General features: G+C 60.6%; 10 protein-coding genes. 4 read left to right on the top strand and 6 right to left on the bottom strand.

The features are described 5' to 3' along the window. Window positions 1-258: 258 nt before the first annotated feature. The 6 genes from glnT to Q4Q11_RS09680 form a co-directional block, all read right to left on the bottom strand. On the bottom strand, window positions 259-1,566 hold the full coding sequence (glnT, locus tag Q4Q11_RS09705) for a type III glutamate--ammonia ligase (protein WP_112513226.1): 1,308 nt from the start codon (window positions 1,564-1,566) through the stop codon (window positions 259-261). A gap of 77 nt (window positions 1,567-1,643) precedes the next feature. Then, the gene (locus Q4Q11_RS09700) at window positions 1,644-2,972 is read right to left on the bottom strand and encodes an FMN-binding glutamate synthase family protein (RefSeq protein WP_112513227.1); all 1,329 of its coding nucleotides are present in this window, start codon (window positions 2,970-2,972) and stop codon (window positions 1,644-1,646) included. Between the two features lie 15 nt (window positions 2,973-2,987). Further along, entirely contained in the window at window positions 2,988-3,674 is a 687-nt protein-coding gene (locus Q4Q11_RS09695; protein WP_498569355.1) for a protein GlxC, read from the bottom strand. 29 nt (window positions 3,675-3,703) lie between these two features. Continuing rightward, window positions 3,704-4,612, bottom strand: a complete 909-nt coding sequence (locus tag Q4Q11_RS09690; RefSeq protein ID WP_112513229.1) for a class II glutamine amidotransferase — start codon at window positions 4,610-4,612, stop codon at window positions 3,704-3,706. 93 nt (window positions 4,613-4,705) lie between these two features. Continuing rightward, the gene (locus Q4Q11_RS09685) at window positions 4,706-5,389 is read right to left on the bottom strand and encodes a helix-turn-helix domain-containing protein (protein ID WP_498569354.1); all 684 of its coding nucleotides are present in this window, start codon (window positions 5,387-5,389) and stop codon (window positions 4,706-4,708) included. Window positions 5,390-5,467: 78 nt separating this feature from the next. Then, window positions 5,468-6,427 carry a GlxA family transcriptional regulator gene (locus Q4Q11_RS09680; RefSeq protein ID WP_498569353.1) on the bottom strand — a complete coding sequence of 320 codons (960 nt, stop codon included), beginning with the start codon at window positions 6,425-6,427 and terminating at the stop codon, window positions 5,468-5,470. 88 nt (window positions 6,428-6,515) lie between these two features. On the opposite strand from Q4Q11_RS09680, the gene Q4Q11_RS09675 reads away from it, so the two are divergent. From Q4Q11_RS09675 to Q4Q11_RS09660, 4 genes are read left to right on the top strand one after another with little or no spacing between them, the layout of a single operon-like run. Next, the gene (locus tag Q4Q11_RS09675; protein WP_498569352.1) at window positions 6,516-7,766 is read left to right on the top strand and encodes a sarcosine oxidase subunit beta family protein; all 1,251 of its coding nucleotides are present in this window, start codon (window positions 6,516-6,518) and stop codon (window positions 7,764-7,766) included. A 12-nt stretch (window positions 7,767-7,778) separates the two neighbouring features. Continuing rightward, window positions 7,779-8,057: a sarcosine oxidase subunit delta gene (locus tag Q4Q11_RS09670; RefSeq protein WP_112513233.1), complete on the top strand. Its 279-nt coding sequence runs from the start codon at window positions 7,779-7,781 to the stop codon at window positions 8,055-8,057. Beyond that, the gene (locus Q4Q11_RS09665) at window positions 8,054-10,987 is read left to right on the top strand and encodes a sarcosine oxidase subunit alpha family protein (RefSeq protein WP_498569351.1); all 2,934 of its coding nucleotides are present in this window, start codon (window positions 8,054-8,056) and stop codon (window positions 10,985-10,987) included. Before Q4Q11_RS09670 ends, Q4Q11_RS09665 begins: the two co-directional genes overlap by 4 nt. After that, entirely contained in the window at window positions 10,980-11,525 is a 546-nt protein-coding gene (locus tag Q4Q11_RS09660) for a sarcosine oxidase subunit gamma family protein (protein WP_112513235.1), read from the top strand. The genes Q4Q11_RS09665 and Q4Q11_RS09660 overlap by 8 nt, the downstream gene beginning before the upstream one ends. The last annotated feature ends 362 nt before the right edge of the window (window positions 11,526-11,887 follow it).

The raw sequence follows: 11,887 nt of genomic DNA, 5'->3' as shown, positions 1-11,887 counted from the left end.
CGGCCAGATAGTTCGATATCGCCGCAACGATCCCGCGCGTCGACTTGCATGCCACTGTCAGTACATAGCTTGTCATGCTGATCTTCCTCCGCCTTCTGCGGCTAAAATTCCGCCTCATGTGTCCCAGGCAATCGCACATGAGGCAGGTACGCTGCCGCACACTCCTTCTCCCCAGCGGGGAGAAGGAGCTTCCGAGGATGATCCCACCATATGCGAAAAACGTGGCATATGGATTAGTCCTCGCATCTTTTAACGCGCTCAGATATCGAGCGTGCTGTCGCGCTCCCACTGCGTGAAGTGCGAGCAGTAGGCGTTCCATTCCTGATGCTTGAGCTTGAGGTAGGCTTCGGAGAACTCCGAACCGATCGCTTGTTTCAGCCCCTCGTCCTCGTCATAGGCCCGAAGCGCATCGAGCAGATTGAGCGGCAGGCGCGGCGCGTTCTTCACCAGATGCCCCTGAGCATACATGTCGATATCGTGATGCGGTCCGGGGTCGGCCTTGCTGCGCAACCCGTCCAGGCCAGCAGCAATGATGACGGCCTGCAGCAGGTAGGGATTGACGGCACCATCAGGCAGGCGCAGCTCGAAGCGGCCGGGACCGGGTACACGCACCATATGGGTGCGGTTGTTGCCGGTCCATGTCACGGTGTTGGGAGACCAGGTGGCACCCGACGTCGTGCGCGGAGCATTGATACGCTTGTAGGAATTGACGGTGGGATTGGTGATCGCCGCCAGCGACGAGGCATGTTTCATGATGCCGCCGAGAAAATGCTTGCCTTCGGCCGACAGGCCGAATTCGGCCTCCCTATCGGCAAAGACATTGATCCTGCCGTCATTGTCCCACACGGAAATATGGCAATGGCAGCCATTGCCCGTCAGCCCCTTGAAAGGCTTCGGCATGAAGGTCGCGCGAAGCCCGTGTTTCTCGGCGATCGACTTGACCATGAATTTGAAGAAGGAGTGCTTGTCGGCCGTCTTCAGGGCGTCGTCGAATTCCCAGTTCATCTCGAACTGGCCGTTGGCGTCCTCGTGGTCGTTCTGATAGGCGCCCCAGCCGAGCTCGAGCATATAGTCGCAGATCTCGGAGATGACGTCGTAGCGCCGCATGACGGCCTGCTGATCATAGCAGGGCTTTTCCGCCGTGTCGTATTCATCCGATATCTTGCCGCCATCAGCGGTGATCAGGAAGAATTCGGCTTCGACGCCGGTCTTGACGCGTTTACCTGCGGTCTCCGCTTCTTTCACGAGCTTCTTCAGCACGTTTCGCGGTGCTTGGCCCACGAGTTCGCCCTCCATCATGCAATCGGCCGCGACCCAGGCAACGTCCTTCTTCCATGGGAGCTGGATGACGGAAGATGCGTCGGGTACGGCAAAAAGATCGGGATGGGCGGGCGTCATGTCGAGCCAGGTCGCGAAGCCGGCAAAGCCGGCACCATCTTCCTGCATACCCGCAATGGCCTGCGCCGGTACCAGCTTGGCGCGCTGGCCGGAAAAAAGATCCGTATAACTGATCATGAAATATTTGATGCCTTTGTCCTTTGCAAAGGCAGCAAGATCCAGTGTCATTCTCGTTCCCCTTTGGATTTCTTCGAGACACTTCGATGATGCATTGAACGGCCGGGCCTACCGGCCCGGCCGAAATATCAAAAGCCTCCCTTGCCCGGATACCAGTTGGTGCCGGCGAGCGGGATCTGCGCCATAGCGGCAGCTTCCATCGTCAGGGCACACAGGTCCTCCGGTTCCAGATTGTGCAGGTGATTTTTGCCGCAGGCGCGTGCGATCGTCTGCGCCTCCAGCGTCATCACCTTGAGATAGTTGGCAAGGCGCCGGCCGGCCGCAATCGGATCGAGGCGGTTGGCAAGCTCGGGATCCTGGGTGGTGATGCCCGCCGGGTCCTTGCCTTCGTGCCAATCGTCATAAGCACCGGCCGTCGTGCCGAGTTTCTGGTATTCCTCTTCCCATTTCGGATCGTTGTCGCCGATCGCAACCAGTGCGGCCGTGCCGATGGCCACCGCATCCGCACCAAGCGCCAGAGCCTTCGCCACATCCGCACCGGAGCGGATACCGCCGGAGATGATGAGCTGCACCTTGCGGTGCATGCCAAGATCCTGCAGCGCCTGGACGGCGGGACGGATACAGGCGAGCGTCGGCATGCCGACATTCTCGATGAAGACGTCCTGCGTTGCTGCCGTACCGCCCTGCATGCCATCAAGAACGACGACATCGGCGCCGGCCTTGACGGCGAGTGCCGTGTCGTAATAGGGCCGCGCACCGCCGACCTTGACATAGATCGGCTTTTCCCAATCGGTGATCTCGCGCAATTCCATGATCTTGATTTCGAGATCGTCCGGACCGGTCCAGTCCGGATGACGGCAGGCCGAGCGCTGGTCGATGCCCTTCGGCAGATTGCGCATGTGGGCGACGCGATCGGAAATCTTCTGGCCAAGCAGCATGCCGCCGCCGCCGGGCTTTGCACCTTGGCCTACTACGACTTCGATCGCATCGGCACGGCGCAAATCCCTAGGGTTCATGCCGTAGCGCGAGGGGAGATATTGATAGACCAGTGTCTGCGAATGGCCGCGCTCCTCGTTGGTCATGCCGCCGTCGCCCGTCGTGGTCGACGTTCCCGCAAGCGTCGCGCCACGCCCGAGCGCTTCCTTGGCATTGCCCGAAAGCGCGCCGAAGCTCATGCCGGCGATGGTAATGGGGGTCTTGAGGGTAATCGGCTTCTTGGCGAAACGGCTGCCGAGGACGACGGTGGTGTCGCATTTCTCGCGGTAGCCTTCGAGCGGGTAGCGCGAGATCGACGCACCGAGAAAGAGCAGATCGTCGAAATGCGGTACCTTGCGCTTGGTGCCGGCGCCGCGGATGTCGTAGATGCCGGTCGCCGCCGCGCGACGGATTTCAGCGAGCGTATAATCGTCGAAGGTCGCCGACTTGCGGGGTGGCGTATATGGATTGTGATAGCTCATGAGGTCCCCTTCGTCTCAATAGGCGTCGGCATTGTCGATGTTGAAATTGTAGAGCTTGCGCGCCGATCCGTAGCGCTTGAACTCTTCCGGCCTGACGCCGCGCACGCCGGCTTTTTCCAGAAGCTCGGAAAGCTTTGCGAGGTGCTCAGGACGCATCTCCTTTTCGATACAGTCTGAGCCGAGGCTTTTCACCGAACCGCGGACGAAGAGCTTGGCCTCGTAGAGACTGTCACCGAGCGCATCGCCGGCGTCACCCAGCACGACCAGATGGCCGGACTGTCCCATGAAGGCGGACATATGGCCGATATTGCCGTGGACGACGATGTCGATGCCCTTCATCGAGATGCCGCAGCGCGAAGCGGCATTGCCCTTGATGACGAGCAGGCCACCCTGCCCGGTCGCACCGGCATACTGGCTGGCATCGCCTTCGATGACGACGATGCCGGACATCATGTTTTCCGCAACGCCCGGGCCGGCGGAGCCATGCACAGTGACGTTGCCGCCATCGTTCATGCCGGCGCAGTAGTAGCCGACAGAACCCTTGATATCGACAGTAACGGCTGCATCGATACCGGCAGCCACGGCATGATGACCACGCGGATTGACGACTTCGAAGGCTAGATCATTGGTGCCCGCAGGAAGGCCATGAAGAGCGCTGTTGAGTTCACGCAGCGGCGTGACGGATAGGTCGAAAACTGGCATGAAAAACTCTCTCGATTGCAGCAAGCCTGTCAGGCAGCCTTTTCGTGATCCCAGAAGTAGACGGTTGCCGGCTCCGGCTCCCAAATGCGGGCATCCTCGATACCAGGCAGATTGACGAGCGCGCGATATTCGGAGCCGAAGGCGACATATTGATCGGTTTCGGCCATGACAGCCGGCTTGCAGGCGATGGGATCGCGGACGACGCCGAAGCCCGACTTGGTGCCGACGACGAAGGTGAAGAAGCCGTCGAGATCGTCGACCGCGCTTTCGAGCGCCGCGCCGAGATCCTTGCCCTTGGCCATCTCGGCGGTGAGATAGGCGGCGGCGACTTCGGTGTCGTTTTCCGTTTCGAAGGTCATGCCCTCGCGCTTCAGCTCGCGGCGCAGATTGTTGTGGTTCGACAGCGAACCGTTGTGGACCAGGCACTGGTCCGAGCCTGTGGAGAACGGATGGGCGCCAAGCGTCGTGACAGCGGACTCTGTTGCCATGCGCGTGTGACCGATGCCGTGCGTCCCGGACATGCCGGTCACGCCAAAGCGCGAAATCACATCCTTCGGCAGGCCGACTTCCTTGTAGATCTCGACGGTATCGCCGCTGCTCATGACGCGGACATTCGGGCGCAGGGTCGCCAGGACCCTCCTGCCCTCGTCGAGCTTGTCCTTGGCAAGAGTGATGACGGCATGGGTGCTCTTGACAGTCACGGTCACCGGCACGTCGAGCGCGCGTCTCAGCTCATAGTCCAATCCGTCGAAATCCTTTGCCGGATCGGCCGACTGAGCGGTGATCTTCGCCGTGTTGCCGTTATCGCTCCCATAGATCGCAATGCCTGCGCTATCAGGTCCGCGATCGGTCATCGTGATCAGCATCGAGGATAGAAGCGCGCCGAGTCTCGGCTCCAGCGCCTTATCCTTCAAGAAAAGACCGACAATTCCGCACATGCCCAAAGCCTCCGTTTTCGCATCTGCAAAAATGGCTATCAGGTCTATTGCGGTTTATCAACTCAAAAGAATATTTTTTTCTTTTAAGGCAAGTCAGTCGGTCTTGCCTCGCTGCGGATAGCTGATGATCGACAGGTATTTCGACGGCAGTTTCACCAGCACCTCCGGGCCATGCGGCGCATCGGCATCGAAGAAGAGGCTGTCGCCCGGCTGCATGGGATAAAGCTGGTCGCCATGGCGGTACATGACCTCGCCTTCGAGCATGTAGAGGAACTCCATGCCCTCGTGCTGAAACGTCGGGAAGATATCGGAATCGGCTGTCAGCGTAATGAGATAGGGCTCGACGATGACGCCGCTCGAATTGTTGTCGATATGACCGAGCAGATTATATTGGTGGCCGGCGCGCGTGCCGCGCCGCTCGAGCTCAACACCCTGGCCGGCCTTGACGAAGACGGCATTGCGCGGCTCCTCGTAGCGGCGGAAGAAGGCGGTCAGCGGCACACCGAGCGCTCGCGACAGCGATTGCAATGTCGTCAGCGACGGCGAGATATTGCCGTTTTCGATCTTCGACAGCATCCCGAGCGAGATACCTGTCGCGGCGGCAAGATCCGTCACGGTAATGCCGAGCTTCTTGCGATAGGCGCGAACCTCGTGGCCGATCGCCATTTCGAGATTGTTTTCCTTCGGCTCGCGAACCGCGTGGGGGTCTTGGGAAAAGGCCGAGCGTCCTGCATGGGATGGATCGTCAGCCGATATTTTGTCTGCCTTGGTTTTCATTCTATATCCTTTTTTACCGGCAGGGCTTATTGGGAAGAACTCTATCCTCCCAGTGAAATCTTCTCAACTGCGACGAAACTACACCTGACGAGTATCGCCAGGCGCCATCCCATACAAAGAGCGATAAGCGCGGGCAAAATGCGCGCCGCTGGAAAAGCCGGTGGCGATGGCAATTTCCGAAATCGAAAGCGGGCTCTGTTCCAGGAGCCGGCGGGCATGCTGCAGCCTTATCCGCCGATATTGCGCGAGAAAGGTCGAGCCGAGATGAGCGGCAAACAGCCGGTCGAGATGACGCGGCGTGATCCCGGCAATCCGGGCCATGGCCGCGCGATCGAGCGGCATCTCGATCGTTTCTTCCATTTTTTCCAGCACACTCAGCAAACCCGGATGATGAACGCCATAGCGTTCGGCGAGCGAACCGCGCTGCGGCGCCGCAGGTTCGCCGACTTCGGTGTGCAGATACCAGTCGCTGACGCGCCGGGCAAAATCCGCCCCCATGCGTTCGGCAATCAAGACATGCATCATGTCGAGCGGCGCGATGCCGCCGCCACAGGTGATGCGGTTGCCATCGATGACGAAACGCGCCTGGCGGGGCGAAAGCGCTGGAAAGGCTTCGAGCAGGGCCGGTGCATGTTCCCAATGAATGGTGAAATCGCGCTCGGCCAGAAGACCGGCGGCGGCAAGCAAATAGGGGCCGCCGGAAATGCCGCCGATGCGCACACCCTCGCGGGCGAGTTGGCGGAGGCAGGCGAGCGCCGAGGGATAGTGCCAATCGCGCGGCGATCCGCCGGCGCAGACGAAAACCGTGCCGAGGCCAGATCCGCGACCCGGAAGAGGCTCGGCCGGCACCGGCACTCCGCCCGACGATACCGCCGAGGTGCCGTCCGGCGAAAAGATTGAGAGCCGGTAGATTTCGCGCCCGGCCAGGAGATTGGCGGCGCGCAACGGCTCGCTTGCGGATGCAAAGGACATCAGTGCGAATCCCGAGATCAGGATGAAGCCGATATTTTGGGTATTTCTCGCGTCGATCGCAGTCATGTCCCTTTTCTATCGAAACAGGTCCCAATTGTACAAGTCGCTATTTGCCGATCTGTCAACATGAGCGCAGTTCAAAGCGGACCTGATCATGCGCTATTCGGCTTTCTCAGTTTTCCTCAACGGCCTTCGCGGCAATACCGGCTGGGCGCCTGCCTGGCGCCAGCCGCAACCGAAGCCGCACTATGATGTCGTCATCGTCGGTGGGGGCGGGCATGGGCTGGCGACAGCCTATTATCTCGCCAGGACGTTCGGCATCACCAACGTCGCCGTTTTGGAAAAAAGCTATCTTGGCTCGGGCAATATCGGCCGCAACACGACGATTATCCGCTCCAATTACCTGCTGCCGGGCAACAATCCTTTCTACGAACTTTCCATGAAGCTTTGGGAAGGACTGGAGCAAGATTTCAACTTCAACGCCATGGTCTCGCAGCGCGGGGTGCTCAACCTCTTCCATTCGGATGCGCAGCGCGACGCCTACACTCGTCGCGGCAATGCCATGCGCCTGCACGGCGTCGATGCCGAGCTGCTCGACCGCGAGGCCGTCCGTAAGAAACTGCCTTTTCTCGATTTCGAAAATGCCCGCTTCCCGATCATGGGAGGCCTGCTGCAGGCGCGCGGCGGCACGGTGCGACACGATGCCGTTGCCTGGGGCTATGCCCGCGGCGCCGATAGCCGTGGCGTCGATATCATCACCGGCTGCGAGGTAACCGGCATCCGCACCGAAAACGGCCGGGTGATGGGCGTCGAAACCACGAAAGGCTTCATCGGCTGCGGCAAGCTGGCGCTGGCAGCCGCCGGCAATTCCACCGTCGTCGCCGATATGGCGGGGCTGCGCCTGCCGATCGAAAGCCATGTTCTGCAGGCTTTCGTCTCCGAGGGCCTGAAGCCGTTCATCGATTGCGTCGTCACCTTCGGCGCCGGCCACTTCTACGTCTCGCAATCCGACAAGGGCGGCCTCGTCTTCGGCGGCGATATCGATGGCTACAATTCCTATGCCCAGCGCGGCAATCTTGCGACCGTCGAGCATGTCGCCGAGGCCGGCGTTGCGATGATCCCGGCGCTGACCCGCGTGCGCTACCTGCGTAGCTGGGGTGGCGTCATGGACATGAGCATGGATGGTTCTCCCATCATCGACCGAACCCATATCGACAATCTCTATCTGAACGCCGGCTGGTGCTACGGCGGCTTCAAGGCGACACCGGCATCTGGCTATTGCTACGCACATCTGATCGCCCGCAACGAGCCGCATGAGACGGCCCGGCAATTGCGCCTCGACCGCTTCCAGCGTGGTTATCAGATCGATGAAAAGGGCAGCGGCGCCCAACCGAACCTGCATTGAGGACATGACGACATGGCAAGCCTGATTTCCTGCCCTCATTGCGGCACACGTCCCAAGGAAGAATTCACCATCAAAGGGGATGCGAACCTCAGCCGTCCTGTACCTCATGCCGCCGCGGAGGGCTGGTACGATTACGTCTACCTGCGCGACAACCCAAAAGGGCTGCACAAGGAATATTGGCATCACTCCTCCGGTTGCCGCCGCTGGCTGATCGTCGAGCGCGACACCGTCACCCACAAGGTCCACGGCGTCAGCGATGCGGCACTTGCCAAGCTTGGAGGTGGCGCATGAGCAGCTATCGCCTCTCGTCCGGTGGCCGGATCGACCGCTCCAAAACCATTGCCTTCAGCTTCGATGGCAAGAACCTGACCGGCCATCCCGGCGACACGCTCGCCTCCGCGCTTCTTGCCAGCGGCATCCAGCTTGTCGGCCGCAGCTTCAAGTACCATCGGCCGCGCGGCATCCTGACGGCTGGCGCCGCAGAACCCAATGCGCTCGTCACGACTGGCACAGGCGGGCGAACGGAAGCCAATAGCCGCGCCACGATGATCGAACTCCATAACGGGCTGATCGCACGCAGCCAGAACCGCTGGCCCTCGCTTGCCTTTGATGTCGGCGCCGTCAACGGGCTGCTGTCACCCTTCCTGAGCGCCGGTTTCTACTACAAAACCTTCATGTGGCCGGCCGCTTTCTGGGAGAAAGTCTACGAACCTTTGATCCGCAAGGCCGCCGGTCTCGGCAAGGCGTCCTATGAGGCAGATCCCGATTCTTACGAAAAGTGCTGGGCGCATTGCGATCTCATCGTCGTCGGCGCCGGGCCTTCCGGCCTTGCCGCGGCGCTGACAGCAGGACGCGCCGGAGCGCGCGTCATTCTCGCGGACGAAGGCCGCGAACTCGGCGGCAGTTTGCTCTCAGAGTGCGATTCACCCCTCAAGGACATACTGGGCGAACTCGCCAACCTGCCGAACGTGCAATGCCTGCCGCGCACGACCGTCATTGGCTGGTATGACGACAATGTCTTCGGCGCCGTCGAACGCGTCCAGAAGCATGTGGCAACGCCGGACCCGCGCCAGCCGGTCGAGCGCCTCTGGCGCATCATCGCCAAGCGGGCGATCCTTGCGACGGGCGCCGAGGAGCGGCCACTCGTGTTCGGCGGCAACGACATTCCAGGCGTCATGATATCAGGGGCCATGCGTAGCTATCTGGGTCGTCAGGCTGTTGCTCCCGGCAAGCGCACCGTGGTCTTCACGACCAACAGTTCCGGCTACCGGACTGCCGCCGACCTCGAAGCCGCGGGCCTCGAAGTCGCCGCCATCGTCGATACGCGCGCCAATAGCGCTGAACGCTGGACCGGCAGGGCGAAGGTGCTGACCGGCGCATGCGTTGTCGATGCGTTTGGCGCCAGGCAGGTCCGTGCGGTCAGTATTGCGAGCAGGTCAGGCACGCAGGAGATCGATGCGGATGCGTTGGCCATGTCCGGCGGCTGGAGCCCGATCATCCATCTTGCCTGCCATCGCGGGGCTAAGCCGGTCTGGTCGGAAAGGCATGGAGCTTTCCTCGCGCCGGAACGGCAGGACGGCTTGCTGATCGCCGGCTCTGCGGCCGGCCTTGCCTCCACGGATAGCTGCCTTGGTGACGGAGCCATCAAGGCAGCCGAGGCATTGGAGGCAATCGGTTTCGGCAAGGTCGCACCCGCCTTTGCTTCGGCGGAGGAAACATCGGCCGCCGCCGCGCCGCTCTGGCATGTCAAAGGCTGCAAGGGCAAAGCCTTCGTCGATTATCAGAACGATGTCCACCTCGAGGATCTCGGCCTTGCCGCGCGCGAGGGCTATGGCCATGTCGAGCTTGCCAAGCGCTATACGACGAATGGCATGGCAACCGATCAGGGCAAGCTTTCCAACATCAACGCCATCGGCATCTTGGCCGAAGCCCGCGGCATCTCGCCGGCCGAGGTCGGGACAACCACGTTCCGGCCCTTCTATACGCCTGTTTCCTTCGGCGCGCTGACAGGTACTTCGCGGGCTAAGCATTTTCAGCCGGCACGCAAATCTCCTTTACATGAATGGGCAAAGAAGAACGGTGCGGTCTTCGTCGAAACCGGCCTCTGGTATCGTTCTTCCTGGTTTCCGCGCGATGGCGAAAAGACCTGGCGCGAAAGTGTCGATCGCGAAGTCTTGAACATCCGCAAGAACGCCGGCATCTGCGATGTCTCGACGCTCGGCAAGATCGAGATCTTCGGCAAGGACGCGGCTACCTTCCTCGACCGCATCTATTGCAACGGCTTTGCCAAGCTGCCCGTCGGCAAGGCGCGCTATGGCATCATGCTGCGCGAGGACGGCATGATCTATGACGACGGCACCACCAGCCGCTTGAGAGAAGACCATTTCTTCATGACCACGACGACGGCGCTTGCGGCCGGCGTGCTGACGCATCTGGAATTCTGCGCCCAGACGCTCTGGCCCGAGCTGGACGTCTATTTTGCATCGTCGACTGACCAATGGGCGCAGATGGCGGTGGCAGGCCCGAAATCCCGCGCCATCCTTTCCGGGATTGTCGATGACGACATTTCCAATGCGGCTTTCCCGTTCATGACCGCGCGCGCGGTCTCCTTGTTCGGCGGCAAGCTCAGGGGCCGGCTCTTTCGCATCTCCTTTTCGGGCGAGCTCGCATACGAACTTGGCGTGCCCGCGGCTTATGGCGAGTTCGTCGCCGACGCCATCATGCAGGCGGGTCAAAGCCATGATATCTGCGCCTATGGCGCCGAAGCGCTCGGCGTTCTGCGCATCGAGAAGGGCCACGTCACCCATGCGGAGATCAACGGCACGGTAACGCCCGGTGATCTTGGCTTTGCCCGCATGGTTTCGACCACGAAGCCCGATTTTATCGGCAAAGCGATGCTTCAGCGTGAGGGCCTGCAGGCGCCCGACCGGCCTCGCCTCGTCGGCGTCAGACCGGTGAACCCCGCGACCAGTTTCCGCACCGGCGCCCATATCCTGTCGGAAGGTGCAGTTGCAACGCTCGAAAACGATCAGGGCTATGTCACATCGAGCGCCTTTTCGCCGAACCTTGGCCATACGATCGGGCTCGCGCTCATCAAGAATGGTCCGGAGCGTATCGGCGAGAAGATTATCGTCTGGAATGGCCTTAGAAACGAATACACGGAAGCGATGATCTGCAGTCCCGTCTTCATCGACCCTCAGAACGAGAAACTCCATGCGTGATTTGCCGACATCAAAGCCGGTCCTTGCCGGCAAGGCCGTTTTGCAGGGCGAGACCATCCGGCTGGAAGCTTTGCCCGAAGGCCATCTCTTGCATGTCACGGGCGCGACCACGAACGAGGAGATTATGAGCCATCTTCTTGCAGTAGGCCTCAGGAAAAGCTCCGTGCGCCCGGCCGGATACCGGCAATGGTTCGTCGCCGGCAACGAGCAGCTCGCCGTACATCAAGAGGAGGCTCTCGCAGACGCTCTGGCCGGGCGGGTTTTCATATCGGACCAGAGCCACGGCCGTATCCGCATCCGTGTTTCCGGATCGAATGCAGCCGCGCTCCTCAACAAAGGTACGGCCATCGACCTGCATCCGGTCAATTTTCCTGAAGGAAGCAGCGCCGTGACCCTATTCGGTCATATCACGATCCAGCTCACGCGCACTGCTATCAATGACTTCGAACTGACAGTGCTGCGCAGCTTTGCAGAGTCGCTTTACGAGGAGCTTGAGGCGCTGGCGCTCTCGTTTGGCGCTATGCATGAAGCGCGCTGAGCGATTTTCTCATTGCAACGGCAGACCTGCCGGTTGGCTTGCAATTGCCCGCCTGCGACCAATTTGAAATCTGTTTGCCGAGGGGCTGGAACGCGATATTGATCGCCCAGAACTTGAACGAACGGATGTACTGTTGGCAGGACGAGCACGCGACTCACAAGATGCGAGACGGTGATTCTCTTTAGCGAGATCGCAAATAACTTAGCCGGATAGAGGCCGATTGCTCGACTGCGCCCGCGACTTGCTATCAAAAGATGTAGCTCGCCGCAGCAAAGTATTTGCGCATTCTCTGGAAGAAAGTTCAGGAAAAGCAGCGCGTTAGTCGATCGGCTTTGGAGTCTTGGCTGTCATACGCTAGCCGG

It is taken from the genome of Rhizobium sp. UFLA01-1127 (assembly GCF_059803845.1).
Note: the sequence above shows the minus strand (reverse complement) of the source record. Positions and strands in the feature narration are given on the sequence as shown.